Origin of the sequence: Pararhodobacter sp., from assembly GCF_034676075.1 — a bacterium.
Taxonomy (GTDB): Bacteria; Pseudomonadota; Alphaproteobacteria; order Rhodobacterales; family Rhodobacteraceae; genus Pararhodobacter.
In genome coordinates, this window is sequence record NZ_JAUCCQ010000016.1 from 1 (window position 1) to 17,846 (window position 17,846).

The 17,846-nt window shown below is 66.9% G+C and carries 19 protein-coding genes; 6 read left to right on the forward strand and 13 right to left on the reverse strand.

Translation table 11 applies throughout. The features are described 5' to 3' along the window. From VDQ18_RS07630 to VDQ18_RS07660, 7 genes are all read right to left on the reverse strand, one after another. Nucleotides 1-883, reverse strand: an 883-nt coding sequence (locus tag VDQ18_RS07630) for a CaiB/BaiF CoA-transferase family protein (RefSeq protein WP_323020381.1), incomplete at its 3' end; no start/stop codon positions are given. Continuing rightward, on the reverse strand, nt 873-1,904 hold the full coding sequence (locus tag VDQ18_RS07635; protein ID WP_323020382.1) for an Ldh family oxidoreductase: 1,032 nt from the start codon (nt 1,902-1,904) through the stop codon (nt 873-875). The genes VDQ18_RS07635 and VDQ18_RS07630, both read right to left, overlap by 11 nt. A gap of 18 nt (nt 1,905-1,922) precedes the next feature. Then, complete coding sequence (locus VDQ18_RS07640; RefSeq protein ID WP_323020383.1) at nt 1,923-2,801, reverse strand: alpha/beta hydrolase; 879 nt, start codon at nt 2,799-2,801, stop codon at nt 1,923-1,925. A 21-nt stretch (nt 2,802-2,822) separates the two neighbouring features. Next, the gene (locus VDQ18_RS07645; protein WP_323020384.1) at nt 2,823-3,728 is read right to left on the reverse strand and encodes a VOC family protein; all 906 of its coding nucleotides are present in this window, start codon (nt 3,726-3,728) and stop codon (nt 2,823-2,825) included. Between the two features lie 105 nt (nt 3,729-3,833). Next, nucleotides 3,834-4,676 carry a fumarylacetoacetate hydrolase family protein gene (locus tag VDQ18_RS07650; RefSeq protein ID WP_323020385.1) on the reverse strand — a complete coding sequence of 281 codons (843 nt, stop codon included), beginning with the start codon at nt 4,674-4,676 and terminating at the stop codon, nt 3,834-3,836. A 156-nt stretch (nt 4,677-4,832) separates the two neighbouring features. Beyond that, entirely contained in the window at nt 4,833-5,960 is a 1,128-nt protein-coding gene (locus tag VDQ18_RS07655; protein WP_323020386.1) for a 5-methyltetrahydropteroyltriglutamate--homocysteine S-methyltransferase, read from the reverse strand. Between the two features lie 107 nt (nt 5,961-6,067). Then, entirely contained in the window at nt 6,068-6,961 is an 894-nt protein-coding gene (locus VDQ18_RS07660; protein WP_323020387.1) for a LysR family transcriptional regulator, read from the reverse strand. 93 nt (nt 6,962-7,054) lie between these two features. Here VDQ18_RS07660 and VDQ18_RS07665 point away from each other — a divergent pair, with 93 nt between their 5' ends. After that, entirely contained in the window at nt 7,055-8,062 is a 1,008-nt protein-coding gene (locus VDQ18_RS07665) for a YeiH family protein (RefSeq protein WP_323020388.1), read from the forward strand. A gap of 7 nt (nt 8,063-8,069) precedes the next feature. Here VDQ18_RS07665 and VDQ18_RS07670 read toward each other — a convergent pair whose 3' ends face one another. Further along, nucleotides 8,070-8,726 (reverse strand): glutathione S-transferase family protein, encoded by a 657-nt coding sequence (locus VDQ18_RS07670; protein WP_323020389.1) that lies wholly within the window; start codon nt 8,724-8,726, stop codon nt 8,070-8,072. A gap of 101 nt (nt 8,727-8,827) precedes the next feature. Here VDQ18_RS07670 and VDQ18_RS07675 point away from each other — a divergent pair, with 101 nt between their 5' ends. The 5 genes from VDQ18_RS07675 to VDQ18_RS07695 all read left to right on the forward strand — a co-directional run bounded on the left by VDQ18_RS07675 (nt 8,828) and on the right by VDQ18_RS07695 (nt 14,051). Beyond that, entirely contained in the window at nt 8,828-10,039 is a 1,212-nt protein-coding gene (locus tag VDQ18_RS07675) for a polyhydroxyalkanoate depolymerase (RefSeq protein ID WP_323020390.1), read from the forward strand. 181 nt (nt 10,040-10,220) lie between these two features. Beyond that, entirely contained in the window at nt 10,221-11,675 is a 1,455-nt protein-coding gene (locus VDQ18_RS07680) for an aminomethyl transferase family protein (protein WP_323020391.1), read from the forward strand. Nucleotides 11,676-11,732: 57 nt separating this feature from the next. Then, nucleotides 11,733-13,154, forward strand: a complete 1,422-nt coding sequence (locus VDQ18_RS07685; protein WP_323020392.1) for a phenylacetate--CoA ligase family protein — start codon at nt 11,733-11,735, stop codon at nt 13,152-13,154. After that, the gene (locus VDQ18_RS07690) at nt 13,154-13,567 is read left to right on the forward strand and encodes an acyl-CoA thioesterase (RefSeq protein WP_323020393.1); all 414 of its coding nucleotides are present in this window, start codon (nt 13,154-13,156) and stop codon (nt 13,565-13,567) included. The genes VDQ18_RS07685 and VDQ18_RS07690 overlap by 1 nt, the downstream gene beginning before the upstream one ends. A gap of 1 nt (nt 13,568) precedes the next feature. Further along, entirely contained in the window at nt 13,569-14,051 is a 483-nt protein-coding gene (locus tag VDQ18_RS07695; RefSeq protein ID WP_323020394.1) for a GFA family protein, read from the forward strand. Here the strand turns inward: VDQ18_RS07695 and VDQ18_RS07700 are convergent. From VDQ18_RS07700 to VDQ18_RS07720, 5 genes are read right to left on the reverse strand one after another with little or no spacing between them, the layout of a single operon-like run. After that, complete coding sequence (locus VDQ18_RS07700) at nt 14,039-14,551, reverse strand: MarR family winged helix-turn-helix transcriptional regulator (RefSeq protein WP_323020395.1); 513 nt, start codon at nt 14,549-14,551, stop codon at nt 14,039-14,041. The two genes, VDQ18_RS07695 and VDQ18_RS07700, sit on opposite strands and share 13 nt — an antisense overlap. 15 nt (nt 14,552-14,566) lie before the next feature. Then, nucleotides 14,567-15,286: an ABC transporter ATP-binding protein gene (locus VDQ18_RS07705; RefSeq protein ID WP_323020396.1), complete on the reverse strand. Its 720-nt coding sequence runs from the start codon at nt 15,284-15,286 to the stop codon at nt 14,567-14,569. Beyond that, nucleotides 15,279-16,025: an ABC transporter ATP-binding protein gene (locus VDQ18_RS07710; protein WP_323020397.1), complete on the reverse strand. Its 747-nt coding sequence runs from the start codon at nt 16,023-16,025 to the stop codon at nt 15,279-15,281. Before VDQ18_RS07710 ends, VDQ18_RS07705 begins: the two co-directional genes overlap by 8 nt. Continuing rightward, nucleotides 16,022-16,972, reverse strand: a complete 951-nt coding sequence (locus VDQ18_RS07715) for a branched-chain amino acid ABC transporter permease (protein WP_323020398.1) — start codon at nt 16,970-16,972, stop codon at nt 16,022-16,024. The genes VDQ18_RS07710 and VDQ18_RS07715 overlap by 4 nt, the downstream gene beginning before the upstream one ends. Continuing rightward, on the reverse strand, nt 16,969-17,832 hold the full coding sequence (locus VDQ18_RS07720; RefSeq protein WP_323020399.1) for a branched-chain amino acid ABC transporter permease: 864 nt from the start codon (nt 17,830-17,832) through the stop codon (nt 16,969-16,971). The genes VDQ18_RS07715 and VDQ18_RS07720 overlap by 4 nt, the downstream gene beginning before the upstream one ends. Between the last annotated feature and the right edge of the window lie 14 nt (nt 17,833-17,846).

Sequence of the window (17,846 nt, forward strand, 5' to 3'; positions counted from 1 at the left end):
GATGGGCCACGCGGGCCGGGTTGGTGGCGTAGTCGGGGTTTCCCGGCAGGTCGGGTAGATCCAGCAACCGGCAGAAGGCGGCGAATTGCCGGTCATTGCCGCAGGCCACGATCACATGCCCGTCCGACGCGGGGAACACCTGATAGGGCACGATATTCGGATGGGCATTGCCCAGTCGGGCCGGGTTCACACCGCCCAGCAGGTAGTTGGTCGCCTGGTTGGCCAGCACCGCCACACCGCAATCGAGCAGCGACAGGTCCAGATGCTGGCCGAGGCCCGACCGCGCCCGTTCGGTCAGCGCCGCCTGAATGCCGATCACCCCGTAAAGCCCGGTGAAGATGTCGATCCAGGCCACGCCCACCTTCTGCGGCTCGCCCGCCGGGTCGCCCGTCAGGTCCATGATCCCGCTCATGCCCTGCACGAGGAAATCGTAGCCCGGTAGCGCCGCGCGGGGGCCGGTCTGGCCGAAGCCGGTGACCGAGGCATAGATCAGGCGCGGGTTCAGCGCGGACAGGCTCTCGTAATCGAGGCCGAACTTCCGCAGGCCGCCCAGTTTGAAATTCTCGACCAGCACATCGGCCTCGGCGATGAGATCGCGCAGGCGGGCGAGGTCGCCCTCGTTCTGGAAATCGCACGTCACCGAGGTCTTGCCCCGGTTCGCCGCGTGGAAATAGGCCGCGACCATTTCGGTGCCGCCGCCCGGCAGGGGGCGCTCGATGAAGGGCGGGCCCCAGCGGCGGGTGTCGTCGCCTTCGGGCGCCTCGACCTTGATCACCTCGGCGCCGAGGTCGGCCAGCGTCTGGCCGATCCAGGGTCCGGCGAGGATGCGCGCCAGTTCGACGACGCGCAGCCCCTTCAGGGGCGCAGCCGCCTCAGAGGTCATAGGGAACCGCCACGCCCAGCCTGCCCGCCAGCGCCGCCAGATTGGCGGCGGTGCCGGCGGCCAGCGGGATGCCCTCGGCCCCGCGCTGTGCCGCGGTCTGCGCGCCGCGCTCGCCGGGCAGCAGCACCGCGTCGGTGCCGGGGGCCGGGGGCAGGGCGTGGATCTGGTCGACCAGCAACCGGACCGAGGCCAGGAAGACCTCGGGCGCGCCAAAGGCCGCCGGGTCGATGGCCAGCACCATGCCGTTGAACCCGCCCTTCTTCGTCCCCTCCAGCACCGGGCCGATCACCGGATTGCCCGCCAGAACCGAGGTCAGAAGCTCGATCATCAGGGACAGGCCCGATCCCTTCGCCCCCGCCATCGGCAGCAGCGAGGTCACGGCAGCGGGATCGGTCGTCTCGTGCCCCTCGGCATCGACACCCCAGCCACGGGGGATCGCCCGGCCGTTTTCCTTGGCGGCCATGATCTTTCCCAGTGCCACGGCGGCGGTGGACATGTCGAGCACCACGGGTTCCGCGCCCGGGACCGGCACGGCGATGGACAGGGGGTTGGTGGACAAGGCCTCGCCCACCGCGCCGTGATAGTTCATCAGGGGTTTCGAGGCCGTCATCGCCAGCCCCACCAGCCCCTGCCGGGCCAGCGCGCAGGTGAAATAGCCGACGGCACCCGCATGGCTGATCCGCCGCACGGCGCACCAGCCCAGCCCCTGCACGCGGGCCAGATCGGCCGCCTTGGCGACGGCCGCGTTCATCCCCACCGCGCCCGGGCATTTGCCGCCGTCGAGCAGGCAGACCGCACCGCGCGCGCTCACCGTCTCGATGCTGCCGCCCGACAGCATGACGCCCGTCTCGATCATCTCCAGATACCGCGGGATGCGCAGTACCCCGTGGCTGTCGACGCCGCGCAGATTGGCCCAGACCAGCAGCTCGGCGGTCTGGGTGGCATCGGCATTGGTGAACCCGCCTGCCGTCAGCAGGTCATGGGCGAAACGGCGCAGGTCGGCGGCGTCGATCTGGGGCATCTGTCGGTCTTTCCAGGGTCAGCTGGCGAGCGGCGTGGGGAAGAACTTGTCCAGCCAGCCCTTCATCATCGCCTTGGTGCGCGGCGCATCCTTGGGCGAGAGCGGGAAATGCGCGGTCGTGTCGATCAGCATCAACTCCTTGGGGTGGTTCGCCTTTTCCCACAGCCGGACGGATTCGATGGTCGGCGTGATCGTGTCGTTGGCGGTGTGGAACAACAGCAGCGGCCGCGGCGCGATGTTCGCCACCACATCATCGGCGCGGAAGTTGCGCATCGACCAGGCGGTTTCCGTGGGGATCTCCATGATCGCCTTGGGGGACAGGTTGGCGCGCAGCGCCGGCGGGATCGGCACCGCGTCGAAGCGCGACATCCAAGCGCTTTCGCCGGTCTCCTGTTTGTGCTTGCGGCCCTCGTCCAGGATCTTGACGAACTTGGCCCAGCTTTCCTCGGTCGGGTGCTGGCCGCGGAACTTGCGTTCGCCGTCGCCCCAGCCGCAGGACGACAGGCAACAGGCGACCCGTTCGTCCACCCCGGCGGTGTAGACCGAGACGGCGGCGCCAAAGCTGTGGCCGGTGATGCCGATGCGCTTCGGGTCAACCTCGGGCCGTTTGGCCAGCCAGGTCAGGGCGTTCTTGGCGTCGGCCACCTGATCCATGCAGCGGACCTGCGCCCGCTCGCCTTCCGATTCACCGCAGCAGCGGAAATCGAAGCGCAGCGCGACATAGCCGAATTCCTCCATCATCTCGGCCTGGATCTGGGCGTGACTCTCGTCCTTGGAGCCGACGAAACCATGGCAGACGATGAAGGCGGGCAGCGGCGTGCCGTCGTAGCCATCCGGGATATGCACGACGCCCGAGAGTTTCAGCCCGTCGGATTCGAAGGTGATCTTTTCCTGCATTGTCAGGCTCCTGTTCCGAAATCAGCTGAGCGCCATGAAGGGGAAGAAATGCTCGCGCCATTCGAGGGGCGCGGGCGTGCCCCAGACGTTCATCACCCGCACGTTGCCGGGCCGTTCGAGGTTGGTGATGATGTTGGCCTCGAAATGCGCATCGTCGGCGATGGTCGACATCGGCCCCGCGCATTCGACCATCGCCCCCGAGCTGTCGAGGTAATAGGCATAGGTGTTGTCGCCCGGCCGGTGGCGGCCCGGGCCCCAGATGAACTGCCGGTCGTAATCGTCCAGCAGGTCGCCCAGGCGGCAGTACATGTTGAATTCGGGGAATTCGAACGAGTAATGGTGCAGCCCGGCGGCATGGCTTTTGACGATGCCGAGGATGTGGTGCTGGCGGTTGCCGCCATAAAGCCAGGTGAGCGAGTCGTTCACCATCTTTTCGGACATGCCCAGATCGCCGATCGCCTTCAGCTGGCGGACGGTGGCCTGCGGATCGGGGCTGAGCAGGTTCATGTGATCCAGCCGCCGGGGCGCGACGCCGGGCGTCGCCTGGCGCGGGTTGTGGATGTCATTGCGGATCGGCGTGTGGATCTCGAATTGTAGGCCCTCGGGCGTGGCGAAGGTGACGCCCGCGTCCATGCAATCGAGGCTCGGCTCGCGCGCGGTGATGCGGCAGCCCGCGCCCTCGACCCGGGCGGCGGCGGCCTCGACATCGGCGGCGGTCAGCGCTTCCAGCCCGATGGTATGCGTCGAATTCTCGGCCGCCTCCACCAGCACCAGCTCGGCCTTGCGCCCGTTCGAGCTGAGCCAGACCTGACCCTGGCCCTCATGCGTCACGCGCAGGCCGAGGATCTCGGTCGAATCCCGCACCACATCGGCGATGCACTTGGTGTTGAGCTTCACATGCCCCACGGCGTGGACGATCTGGGCCATAGGCCGCCTCCCTCAATGCGAACGATTCCGGTATCGCGGTTGTAGAGAGGAATTTTGAAAGACGCAAGAAGTTTCGAAAATCCTGTGTATTGCGAAAACGTCGGGTCAGCGGGGTTCGGCCCTGTCCTGCGCCACCCGGTTGCGCAAGAGGCCCAGGCCCGGCACCTCGACCTCGACCACATCGCCGGGGGCCAGGAATTCCGGCGGTTTGCGGGTGGCGCCGAAGCCCGAGGGCGTGCCGGTGACGATCACGTCGCCGGGGGCCAGCGGGGTGAAGCTGGACATGTAGGCAATCAGCCAGGCGGGATCGAAGATCATGGTCGACAGCGCCACCTCCTGCTTGACCACACCGTTGACCCGGGTCTGAAGCGCCAGCGCCGACAGATCCGGCACCGCGTCGCGGCTGACCATCCAGGGACCGAAGGACCCGCTTTCCCAGAAGTTCTTGCCGGGCGTGAACTGGGTCGAGTGCTTCTGCCAGTCCCGCACAGAGCCGTCGTTGAACAGCGCGTATCCGGCGATATGGCTTTCGGCACGTTTGCGCGGTATCCGGTGGCCGGGCTTGCCGATGATGAGCGCCACCTCGCCCTCGTAGTCGAATTTCTCGGACGCCGCGGGTTTGCGCAGCGGCTGATCGTGGCCGGTCAGTGAGTCAGCGAAGCGGGTGAAGACCAGCGGATAGGCCGGCGCCTCCTTCCCGGCCTCGTGGAAATTCGTCGCGACGCAGAGCACCTTGCCCGCGTCCGGCACCGGCGGCAGATACGTCAGCCCCGCCAGCGGCAGCACCGGCGCCGCGGCCAGATCGGGGCGAAACCCTTCAGCGATGCGGGGCAGCAGCGCCTTCAGGCTGGGCGGCAGGCCTGGCAGAGTGTCCAGCCGGTGCAGGCTTTCCCCCTGAACGACGCCATAGATCACCTGCGCACCAAGGCGGAAACTGGCGTAGTTCATCGGGGGCGTCCTTCCGGCAGAAAACAGAAATCATCTCAGATTATCGGCATATAACAAATTTTCGAAACTATGCCAGAGCGGGAAAATCCTGCCCCAGCCCGGCAAACGAAAAACGGGCCCGCGAGGGGCCCGTTTGCTGTCCGATGGGAGGCAGTCTCAGCTCTCGCCCCAGATCGCCTGCGCGGTGCTGACCACCAGTTCCAGCTTACGCTTCTCGTCATCCACCGTGATGGCATTGCCATGCTCGGTCGAGGCGAAGCCGCATTGCGGCGCGATGCCCAGCTGGTCGAGGTCGACGTATTTCGACGCCTCGTCGAATTTCGCCTTCAGCCAGTCGGGGCTTTCCAGCGTGCCGGTCTTCGTCGTGATGAACCCGGCCATGACCCGCTTGTGGCCCTTGGGCAGCAGTTTCAGCGGCTCCAGCCCGCCCGCGCGCTCGGTGTCGTATTCCATGAAATAGACATCGACCGAGGTGCGGTTGAAGATCGCGTCGGCGGCGAGGTCATAGCCCCCTTCGGCCACATGCGACGAGCGGAAATTGCCGCGGCACATGTGCATGCCGATCACCATGTCCTCGGGCCGGTCCTTAATCGCCTCTTCCAGCATCCAGGCGTAGGTATCGACCAGCTTGTCGGGGTCCTGGCCCTTGGCGCGGCGCATCTCGCGCTGCTTGGGATCCGAGAGATAGGCGAAGAAGATGTCGTCCAGTTGCAGATAGCGACAGCCCGCGTCGTAGAAGGCCTGCACGGCTTTCTTGTAGGTCTTGGCGATGTCCTGAACCATCAGGTCGGGGTCGCGGTAGGGGGCGTAGTCGATATTCTCGGGCTCCATGCGGAAATGGCAGGCCGAGGGGCCGGGGATCGAGATCTTGGCCACGCCATCGGCCGGGCTCACCAGCCCCTGCAGATAGGTGAAATGGCGCAGCATCGGGTGATCGGCCGGGAAATCCAGCGGGCCGGTCAGATGCGGCTCGATCGGGGGCGTCTTGTGCTCGGTCTTGAAATCCAGCGACCTGGTCGCGGCTTTCATGTCCAGCCCGGTCAGCATGCCCATGAAATCATAATGCCAGAAGGCCCGGCGCGCCTCGCCATCGGTGAAGACCTTGAGGCCGGTCGCCCGTTGCAGATCGACCAGCTCGCGGATGCCCGCATCCTCGATGGCGGTCAGCTCAGCGGCCGGGACATGGGCGTTGCGCGCGGCCTGGATCGCGGCCGGGCGCAGCAGCGAGCCGACATGATCCGCGCGATGCGGCGCGCGGCGTTTGGGGGTGTTGGTGTCGATCATGATCTTGCCTTTCGGAGGGCCCGCAGGGGCGGGCCCGGGATGGCGGCAAAATCATGCAGCCGAGTTGCCAGGTCAACATGAGCGGAAGCGCATAATTCTCATGACGATCATGAGGGTGGCACCATGTTCGCGTCCCTCAGCAGCGCCAGGAAATTCTCGGCGGCGCGGCTGCGGTGGCGCGGGCGATGGCTGATGGCGGTGAAGCGGCGGGCGGGGAAAGGGGCGGGGCCCTCGAAGACCCGGCCCCGCTCGCAATGCGGCGCGGCGGCCAGATCCGACAGCACGCTGGCGCCACGCCCGGTCTCGATGGCGGCGATGCAGGCCTCGTTCGAGGGCAGCTCCAGCATCGGCGCCACCGGCCCGATGCCCAATGCCGCCAGCGCCTCGTCCACCGTGGCGCGGGTGCCCGAGCCCGGCTCGCGCAGCACCCAATCGGCGCCCGCCAGATCGTCCGGCCCCAGCCGCTGGCGCCCGCGCCAGGGGTGGTCCTTGCCCACCAGCAGCACCAGCCGGTCGCCGCCGATGGTCTCGACCTCCAGGTCCGACCCTTCGACCCGGCCCTCGACCAGCCCCAGATCGGTCTCTCCCGCCCGGACCGCGGCCAGAACCGAGGCGGTGTTGCCCTGCCGGAAATCCAGCGCGACGCGCGGGTGGCGGGTCTGGAAGGCGATGAGGTGGCGGGGCAGGAAGTAGCTGGCCACCGTCTGGCTGGCCTGCAGGCGCAGACTGCCGACTGCGCCGCCCCGGACGTCCGCCAGCCAGGCCTCGGCCTCGCGCGCGCGGGCCAGCAGCGCCTCGGCCCGGGGCAGGAAAAGCCGCCCGGCCTCGTTCAGTGCGATGCCCCGGCCCACCCGGTCGAACAGCGCCACGCCATGCTGCGCCTCCAGCGCCTGCACCGAGGCGCTGACCGCCGATTGCGTCAGGTTCAGCACCTCGGCGGCGCGGGTCACGTGCTGAAGCCGCGCCACGGCCAGGAAGATGCGGAGCTGTTCCAGCGTCATTGATCGTCATTCCTGATCGTTTCATCAAGAATAATCAGTTGGAGTGCTGGGAGGCAAGCCGCTAGAGCGCAAGGCACCGACGAAGGAGAGCCCATGTCCGCCCTTGCCGCCAGCTTCCGCACGACCCTGGGCGATCTGGTGCCGGGCCTCCTGCTGGTGGGAATCGTCACCGCCGCCGCTTTTCAGGCCCGCACGCTGCCGGGTCTGTCGGGGCTGAGCCCGGTCATTCTGGCGATCCTGCTGGGCATGGCCTTTGCCAATCTGGTGGGCGTGTCCGAGCCCTGCCGCCGCGGGATCGCCTTCGCCGGACGCCGGGTGATGCGGGCGGCGGTGGCGCTGCTGGGGGCACAGATCACCCTTGCCGACCTGATGTCGTTCGGCTGGCAGGGGCTGGTGGCGGTGCTGGCCGCCGTCGCGGTGACGCTGCCGGTCAGCCACGGGATCGGCCGCCGCTTGGGCGTGGCGCCGGACCTGTCGATCCTCATCGCCACCGGCAGCGCGGTCTGCGGCGCCTCGGCCATAGCCGGGGCCAATTCGGTGATCCGGGCGCGGGAGGATCACGTCAGCTATGCCGTCGCGGTCATCACGCTCTGGGGCACAATCGGGCTGTTCGCCGTGCCGCTGCTCGGGGATCTGCTGGGCCTCAGCCCGGTGCAGACCGGGATCTGGGCTGGCCTGTCGCTGCATGAGGTGGCGCAGGCGGTGGGCGCGGGTTTCGCCGGGGGCGAGGCCTCGGGCCAGGCGGCGGTGGCGATGAAGCTGGGGCGGGTGCTGCTGCTGGCGGGCGTGGTCTTCGCGCTGGGCAGGCTCTGGCACCGTACCCCCGCCCCGGGCGAGGGCAGGCCCCGCGCCGTGCCGGAATTCCTGCTGGTCTTCCTGGCCCTCGCCGCGCTCAATTCCGCGGGCTTCCTGCCCGAGGCCCTGCGCGAAGGCGCGGCGCTGGCCACGCCCCTGATGCTGGCCGCCTCACTGGCCGCGCTGGGCATGGGGACGCGGTTCGCCAGTCTGCGCGCGCTGGGCGCGGCGCCGCTCTGGCAGGGGGCGGCCACCTATGCGGTGATCGCCGCGCTGGGGCTGGGGGCGGCGCTGGTCATCGGCTGAGCCGCCCTCAGAACTCGACTTCCAGCTCGGTGATCTCGTCGGGTTCGGCCAGCGCGCCCTCGGTCCATTCGACCATCAGATCCCAGCCCAGAACCGCCTCGACATAGGCCTGAAGCACCGGGTCCAGATCGACCGAATAGGTGCGGAAGCGGGTGCAGACCGGGGCATACATCGCATCGGCCACGGTGGGCGTCGTCCCGAACAGGAAGGGCCCGGGCGAGGTCAACAGGCATTGGTGCCAGATCTCCTTGACCCGCTCGATATCCGGCCGCGCGCCCGAGAAGATCTTGAACGCCTTGTGCCGCGCCTTCAGGTTCATCGGCAGGGCCGAACGCAAGTTGTAGAACCCCGAATGCATCTCGCCCGAGATGGAGCGGCAGAGCGCCCGCTGCGTCACGTCGCGGGGATAAAGCCCGGTCTCGGGGAAGGTCTCGTGCAGGTATTCGGCGATGGCCAGCGTATCCCAGACAGCGATGGTCCCGCGTTCCAGACGCGGCACCCGGACCGAGGGCGAGAGCAGCAGCAGCTCCTGCCGGTTCGACGCGCTGTCCGGGTCGACCTGCGCCTCGTCAAAGGCGATTCCAGCCATCTTGCACAATAACCAGCCGCGCAGCGACCATGAGGAGTAGTTCTTTGATGAAATCGTAAGCGTTGCGCGTGGCATGATCGCCTCCTGATGCCGCAATGCAGCGAAGCACACGATTTGTGTCGCATGGGTCCCGGCGCGTGGCTAGTCTTTTCCCAGGATCAGGAGGGCGGAACGCCGTGCTTTATGCAGCTTATCAGGGGGCTGATGATTTCTTCGCCCCTTTGAGAACCTGGGCCCAGCTTGGACTGGCGCTCACCCCGAAACTCTCCGGTCCCTTCGCCGATCTGCTGCGCCACACTGCGGCGGGGCTGGAGATGGTCTCGCGCTATCAGCTGACGCATGCGCGGCCCGATTGGGGCATCACCTCGGTCCGGGTCGGCAACCGCGATGTGCCGGTGACCGAAGAGGTGGCGCTGGACCTGCCCTTCGGCCAACTCCTGCATTTCAAGCGCGACCTCGACACGCCGCAGCCGAAGGTGCTGCTGACCGCGCCGCTGTCGGGGCATTTCGCGACTTTGCTGGCGCAGACCGTGCAGGTGCTGCTGCGCGACCACGATGTCTATGTCACCGACTGGAAGAACGCTCGCGACGTGCCGCGCTCGGCCGGCGATTTCGGGGTCGAGGATTACATCGGCTACGTCATCCGCTTTCTGGAGGAACTGGGCCCCGGCAGCCATGTCGTCGCCGTCTGCCAGCCCTGCGTGCAGACGCTGGCCGCCGTCGCCGTCATGTCGGCCGACAGGAACCCGGCGACGCCCCTCAGCATGACCCTGATGGCGGGGCCGGTCGATGTGCGCGAAAGCCCGACGGCGGTGAACAATCTGGCGATGGAAAAGCCGCTGTCCTGGTTTCAGCAGAACGTCATCGCCACCGTGCCCTGGCGGTTCGCGGGCGGCGGGCGCAAGGTCTATCCGGGCTTCGTGCAGCTGACCGCCTTCATGACCATGAACATGGAGCGCCACCTCGCCACCCACCGCAAGCTCTATGACCACCTCGCCGCGGGCGAGCACGAGGAAGCGCGCAAGATCAAGGAATTCTACGACGAGTATTTCGCGGTCCTGGACCTGACCGAGGAATTCTACATCGAGACCATCGACCGCATCTTCCAGCAGGCGCAGCTGGCCACGGGCGGCTTCACCTATCGCGGCAGGACGGTCGATCCCGGCGCGATCCGCAACACGCTGCTGCTGACGGTCGAGGGCGGGCGGGACGACATCTGCGGGTTGGGCCAGACCAGCGCCGCGCATGACCTCTGTTCCTCGCTCAGGCCGCATCTGAAGCGCCATCACCTGCAGGCCAATGTCGGCCATTACGGTGTCTTCGCCGGGCGCCGCTGGGAGAACGAGATCTACCCGGTGGTCCGCAACGCCATCCTCGCCATGCACTGACCGGCGGTCCTTTCGGCGCGTCGGCCGCCTCGTCGGATATGAGTTGACATAACAACTCACCTGCGTCACAACGGGCGTGTTGACATGACAACCGATTGTCCGTCCAATCCCGCCGAGGAGGAGGCCCGGAACCCCCGGGCCAGCGGGGCTGGTCGACACCGGACCCGGAGGAGGAGTCCCGATGAGCCGTCCCGACACGCCGAAATCCCTGGCCGACCTGATCGCGCAGGTGCCCAGCATCACCGATCACCTGTTTCAGAACGCCCCCAAGAACGCGCTGACCATCTACACGCAGATGATGCCCGGCGACGGGGTGCGGCCCGAATTCACCACCTGGCGCGACGAGCAATGGGCCTGGCGCAACACCATCGCCGTGCATGACCAGAGCTATCACATGTGCTCGACCCATGTGCGCGGCCCCGATGCGCTGGCCTTCACGCAATACCTGTCGGTCAACACCTTCAAGAATTTCGAAGTGGGCGCAGCGAAGCAGCTCGTCTGCTGCTCGCCCGAGGGCTACCTGATCGGCGACGCGATCCTCTACCGCATGGCCGAGGACGATTACATGGTCGTCGGCAACCCGGCGACGACCGAATGGGTCGAGTACAACGCCCAGGCGCTGGATTTCGACGTGACGACCGAATCCGACATGATGTGGACCCTGAACAAGGCCAAGCGGCGCGAGTTCTACCGGTTCCAGGTCGAGGGGCCGAAGGCTTGGGAATTGCTGGAGGAGCTGAACGGCGGCCCGCTGCCCGAGATCAAGTTCTTCAAGTCGGCCGAGATCGGGCTCGGCCCGTTCCGCGCGCGGGGGATGCGGCACTCGATGGGTGGGATGCCAGGGCTGGAAATCTCCGGCCCTTGGGATGAATACCGCGACGTGAAGCGCCTGATCCAGAAGGCGGGCCAGAAATACGGCCTGCGCATGGTCGGCTCCATCGCCTATTTCACCACCGTCATCGAATCCGGCTGGTGGGCGGTCCCGGTCTCGGGCGTCTACACGGGGCAGGGGACGGAGGGCTACCGGCAATGGTGCTCGGCCCAGAACGCGGCGATGCGGATGTCGCTGGGCGGCAGCTTCTACAGCCCGAACATCGCCGATTATTACCTGACGCCCTATGACGTGAACTATGGCCACATCATCAAGTTCGACCACGATTACATCGGCCGCGCCGCGCTGGAGGCGATGAAGGACCAGCCCCACCGCAAGAAGGTGACGCTGGTCTGGAACGCGGACGATGTGCTGTCGGTCATGGCCGCGGGGCTGGAGGCGGGCGAGGCCGCCGACAAGCCGCTGCCGATCACGCTGCCCTTGGCCGCCGCCGCGCGGATGCATTACGACCGGGTAACGGACACGGCAGGCAACACCATCGGGCTGGCCACCTATCCGGGCTACACGGCCAATGAGCGGGCGATGATGTCGCTCGCCTCGGTCGATGCGGAATTTGCCGAGCCGGGGACGGAAGTGGTGCTTCTGTGGGGCGAGGACGGTGGCGGCAGCCGCAGCGCCGGCAACATCGAGCCGCACAAACAGGTCAAGATCCGCGCCATTGTCGCGCCCAGCCCGATCAGCCGCGCGGCGCAAAGCTATCGCAGCGAGATCGGCATCAAGCGCGGCTCGCTGTCGGACGTGTGAGACGGCTTTCCTGCCCGCGGAGGAGGCGGGCAGGAGACCTTTCGGGGAGGGAGAGAGATGACGCATCCGTCAAGCCGTGCCGCCGAGACCCGCCAAGCGTGGAACGCGGTGCTGGAGAAATACTACGAGGACCGCAGCGCGCCCCTGTCGGCGCACTACTGGTCCGAAAAGGACACCTGGTCGCGCGACAAGATCCGCGCCGTGCAGGACGAGAAACTCGCCGCCGTGGCGCCGTTTCTCTATGAAAACAGCGATTTCTACCGGCGGCGGTTCGACAGCCTCGGCGTCGCACCCAGCGATATCCGCGATGTGGACAGCCTGATTGCCAACTGGCCCGTCATCACCAAACAGGAGATGATGGAGGACGCGCTGGCCCATCCTCCCTATGGCACCTATTCGACCTGCGGGGCGGAGGAATGGGCGGACCGGGGATGGATGCATTTCTCCTCCTCAGGGTCCACCGGCGAGCCGCGCGTCTTCCGCTACACCCATTTCGACCGCCGCTTCTGGGAACAGGCCAATGCGCGGGCGCTCTATTCCGGCGGCCTCCGGAAGGGCGACACCGCCTTCCCGATGGTCGGCTTCGGCCCGCATGTCTTTGCCTGGGGCGTGCAATACACGCTGGCCAAGATGGAACTGCCGGTGATCCCCGGCGGCGGCATGGACGGCAAGGCCCGCGCCCATCACATCGAGCGATTCAAGCCGACGGTCTTGGTCTGCACCCCCTCCTATGCGCTCTATCTGGGCCGGGTGATGCAGGACATGGGGATGGATCCCGCCAAATCCTCGGTTAAATGGCTGGTGACGGGGGGCGAGCCCTTCTCGGGCGTCGAGGGGACGCTGGAGCGGTTGCAGGACCTCTGGGGCGCGAAGTCGCTGGAATTCTACGGCTGCACCGAGGTTTCGCCGCATTGCGGCGGCTATTCCTGCCCCGAGTATCAGGAGGGGGACGAGAATTTCATCCACCTGATGGAGGATATCCAGGTCTGGGAAACCGTCGATCCCGACACGCTGACCCCGGTCGCCGAGGGCGCGCGCGGGCTTACCGTCTGCACCAACCTCAACAGCGAAAGCTCGGCGCAACTGCGGTTTCTGGTCGGCGATTACACCCGGCTTTCGACCGAGCCCTGCGCCTGCGGCCGCAACCATGTGCGGGCGATGGGCTGCATGACCGGGCGCTCGGACGATCTGATCAATCTGCGGGGCATCAAGTTCTTCCCGGTGCAGATCGAGGAGGCGGTGCGGGCGGTGAAGGGGACCGGCGACGAGTTCCAGATCAAGCTGGTCACGCAGCCGGACGGGCTGGACGTGATGACCGTTCTTGTGGAACACAAGGACCCGGCGGCGGGCGAGGCGGTGGCGCGCGAAATCCGCTCGCGCTGCGAAATCCGCTGCGCGGTCGAGGTGCTGGCGCCCGATACCCTGCCCAAGACCGAGATGAAAGCCAAGCGCGTGAACGACCAGAGGAACAAGGGCTGATGCTGTCCAACACTTTGAAACGGCGGGTGGAATGGGGCGATTGCGACCCGGCCGGCATCGTCTTCAACCCGCAGTTCTTCCGCTGGTTCGACCATGGCACGACCATGCTCTACGAAGCGGCAGGCTGGCCCAAGCAGGAGATGCTGAAGCGCTTCGGCGGCGCAGGCTGCCCGCTGGTCGATACCCGCGCCGTGTTCAAATCGCCCTGCCGCTATGGCGACGATGTGGCGATCACCACCGAAATCGCCGAGGTGAAGGACCGCAGCTTCGACATTCGCCATTCCCTGACGCTGAACGGCAAGCTCTGCGTCGAAGGCTTCGAAACCCGCGTCTGGACCGTCAAGGACCCCGAGCGCGGACTCAAATCCGCGCCGATCCCGCCCGAGCTGGCGGCGCACTTCCGGGGGGAGTGAGATGCAGGGGCGCTGTCTCTGCGGCACGCTGGTCTATGAGGCGGAGGGCCAGCCCTCGACAGTGACGGTGTGTCACTGCCGCTTCTGCCAGCGGGCAACGGGCGGCGCCTATCTGGTCGATGCGCTGTTCAAGCGGGCGCGGTTTCGCATCCTGCAGGGCTCGCCCCGGGTCTATGACCACCGATCCGAGGGCAGCGGCAATCTGGTGCATGTCCATTTCTGCGAGGCCTGCGGCACCAAGCTGTGGTTGGAATTCCAGCGCTGGCCGGATCTGGTGGGCGTCTATGCGGGGACGCTGGACGATCCGAACGGCTTTGACCGCAGTCCGGCGCGGACGCATTACATCTTCACCGATCAGGCGGCGGACTGGACGGTGATGCCCGCGGGCGCCCGGCTCTATCCCGGGGACACGACCACAAAAGCGGGCGACCGGGTGGTGCCGCTCTGCCTGACCGAGGCGCGGGTGAGTGGTCACTCCACGTAGCGCAGATTGCCCTTCATCACCCGCATCACCCGCAGGAAGGCTTCCAGATCCTCGGGCTCGACCCCCTGAATGAGCGAGCGTTCGCGTTCCAGCGCGATGGCGAGGATCTCGTCATGCAGGGCATAGCCCTTGTCGTTCAGCGCGTAGGTCTTGCGCCGCGCATCCTGTTCCGAGGCCTCGTGATCCAGAAACCCGGTCTCGACCAGCTTGACCAGCGAGCGGCTGGTCGCGCCCTTGTCCAGCTGGACGACGGTGCAGATGCGCGACGCCGGGATCCAGGGCTCGATGGCCAGCATCGAGATCACCCGCCAGTCGACGATGCCGATCCCGAAGCGGTCCAGATAGATCTGCGAGGCGCCGCGCGACATCGCATTGCTGACCGAGGACAGGAAATAGGGGACATAGGTGTCGATATCGACGATGGCCCGACCGTCCCGCAGTTTCGTCGGGCGCGAGAGGCGCGCATCGGGGCACAGGCGGGCCGGGTCTTTGTCGGTCACGTCATATCCAGAGGCTCAGGGTGGCGGGGCGGCGAGGCCCACGCCTACATGGCGCTCAAGGATCGAAGGGTCAAGCCGCAAGGCTTCGGCGGGGCCTGCGTGAACGATTGACCCGGCGTCGAGGATCACCACCTCTTCGGCAAAGCGCAGGGCGAGGTCGGTGTGCTGCTCGACCAGAAGGATCGTGTGGCGACCGTCCCGGGCCAGCGCGTCGAAGGTTTCCATCAGCATGTCGCAGATGACCGGCGCCAGCCCCTCCAGCGGCTCGTCCAGCATCAGCATCTCCGGCCGGCCCATCAGCGTCCGGGCAATCGACAGCATCTGCTGCTCGCCGCCAGACAGCTGCCCGCCGCCGTTGCGCCGGCGTTCCTTGAGCCGGGGGAAGAGGGCATAGGCCTCGTCAAGGCTGGCGTCGCCGCGCATCCCGGCGATCAGGTTCTCCTCGACGCTGAGCGAGGGGAAGATGTCGCGCGTCTGCGGCACGAGGCCCAGCCCGAGGGCCGAACGGCGGTGCGGGGCCAGCCCTTTCAGGTCGCGACCCTGGTAGCGGATCGTCCCGCCGTGCTGCCGCGTCAGCCCCATGATCGAAGCCAGAAGCGTCGTCTTGCCGACCCCGTTGCGGCCGATCACCGCCAGCCGCTGCCCCTTCGGCACCGACAGGTTGATCCCCTGCAAGACCGTCGTGTCGCCATAGCCCGCGATCAGACCGTCGAGTTCCAGCACCGCCTCACTCATGATGCGCCCCCAGATAAAGGTCCCGCACCCGCGCGTCGGCGGCGATCTCGGCCGGGGTGCCCTGCGTCAGGATCGCGCCCTGCACCAGCACGATGATCGACCGGGCGACCTTGAAGACCAGTTTCATGTCATGCTCGATGATGAGGACGGCGAGGTCCTTTGGCAGCGCCTCGATGGCGTCGGTGATCAGCGGGCTGTCGGACGAGGGCACGCCCGCCGCCGGTTCATCGAGGATCAGGACGCGCGGTTTCAGCGCCAGCGTCATCGCCATCTCGACCAGCCGCTGCTGGCCATAGGCCAGATCGGCGACGGGTTTGTCCGCCAAGGGCGCCAGCCGGAAGGCCGCCAGTTGCGCGTCGATCTCGGCCTCGACCTTCGGGTCGCGGTCGGTGCGGTGCCAGAACCTCAGCGCCCGGCGGTCGCGCTCCAGAAGCGCAAGGCGGATGTTCTCGCGCACCGTGAGTTGACGGAAGAGGGTGGTGATCTGGAAGGTCTTGGCGATGCCGGCCCGGACCCGTTGCGCCTCGCCCAGCCGCCGGATGTCCTGCCCGTCGAGCGTGATCTCTCCCGACGAAGGTTTCAGGATCCCGGTGATCAGGTTGGAAAACGCGGTCTTGCCCGCGCCATTCGGCCCGATAAGCGCGGTCCGGTCGCCCGGCTGCAAGGACAGGGTGATGTCGCGGGCCACGACCAGCCCGCCGAAGGCCTTGTTCAGACCCTTGACCTGCAAGCCTTTCATCGCGCACCCCCGATCAACCGTTGCAAGGCGGGCGGCAGCGACAGCAGCCCCTTCGGCAGGAAGAAGACCACCAGCAGCACCATCAGCCCGATCAGGAACAGCCAGTTGATCGGATCGACCGAAGCGGCGAGGTGGTGGACCACCATGAAGATCAGGACGCCGATGATCGCGCCGTAGAGCCGCCCGGCACCGCCGAGGATCAGCATGATCACCGCCTCGGCGCTGAGCGTGAAGCTGAACACCTCGAGGCTGACCAACTGGGTGATCTGCGCGGCCAGCGCCCCGGCGATCCCGGCAATCGCCCCGCCGATGGTGTAGAGGATCAGCCGCCGCTGGTAGACCGGCGCGCCGATGGCCCGCATCCGGGCCGGGCTTTCATGGATGCCGCGCGCCATCAGGCCCAGCGGCGAGGCCTTCAGCCCCTTCAGCGCGAAGAGCACGACGAAGAGCACCACGACGCAATAGACATAACCGGTCTGGCCGATGAAATCGAAGCGCCATTGCCCCAGGATCGGCCCCATGCGGATGCCGCGCATCCCGTCGGCGCCGCCGGTCCAGTCGCGGGCGCGGTTGGCGATTTCGGCCAGAACCTGCGCCACGGCGATGGACAGCATGATCAGCGTGAGCCCCCCGGCCCGCATCAGTAGAAGGCCTGACAGCAGCGCGATGACCGCCCCCGCCGCCATGCCCGCGACCAGCCCCAGCAGCGGGTCATTCGAGACATGGACGGCGAAAAGGCCCGCCGCATAGGCCCCGGTCCCGTACATCGCCGCCTGTCCCAGCGTGACGATCCCGCCAAGGCCGAGGATCAGGTCGATGGAGAGGACGAAGATTATCATGATGACGATCCGCGTCAGGAACGCGAGGTCATAGGGGAAGGCGAAGAAGGCCCCCACCGCCAGCGCGATCAGCAGCGTGTCGGGGATGAACGAACGCAGCGTTTTCATGCGTGGCCCTTTCCCAAAAGGCCCTGCGGGCGCAGCGTCAGGATCACCGCCATGGTGACGAAGAAGACGATGGTCCCGTATTCCGGCACCAGATAGCGGGACGCGGTGTCCAGCGTCCCCAGCCCCAGCGCCGCGATGAAGGAGCCGGTGACCGAGCCCATGCCACCCACCGCGACCACGACCAGGAACAGGACCATGTAGCGCAGGGGATAATAGGCCTCGATCGGCAGCAGTTCCGCGCCGAGGATGCCCCCCAGCGCCGCCAGCCCCGCGCCCAGCATAAAGGTCAGCGCGAAGATGCGGCCGGTATTGATGCCCAGCGTCGCCGCCGTCGCCCGGTGATCGACCGCCGCCCGCAGGCGGATGCCGAAGCGGGTGCGCTCGATCAGGAAGTAGAGGAACAGCGTGACCAAGAGCCCCGCCAGGATCACCGCGACCCGGTGAAAGGGCAGGGTGCGGAAGCCAAGGTCCAGCGAGCCCCTCAGCCCCTCGGGCGTGGGGATCGGCAAGAGGGTCGAGCCCAGCGTGTAATTCACCGTGGCGATGATCATGAAGGCGATGCCGATGGTCGCCAGCACCTGCTGCAACTCACCCATCCGGTAGATCCTTGCGTAGAGCCCGCGCTCCATCGGCAGGGCGATCAGCATGGTGCCCAGCACCGCCAGCCCCATCCCGGCCCAGTAATTGACGCCATGGGTCACCAGCGCATGCGCCAGCGCGCCGCCGATCAGGGCGAAGCCGCCATGGGCGAGGTTGATCACCCGCATCAGCCCCATCGTCACCGACAGGCCGACCGAGATCATGAACAGGATCATCCCGTAGGCGATGCCGTCCACCAGGATGGAAAGAAGCGTGGTCATGAGGGAATGCCGGG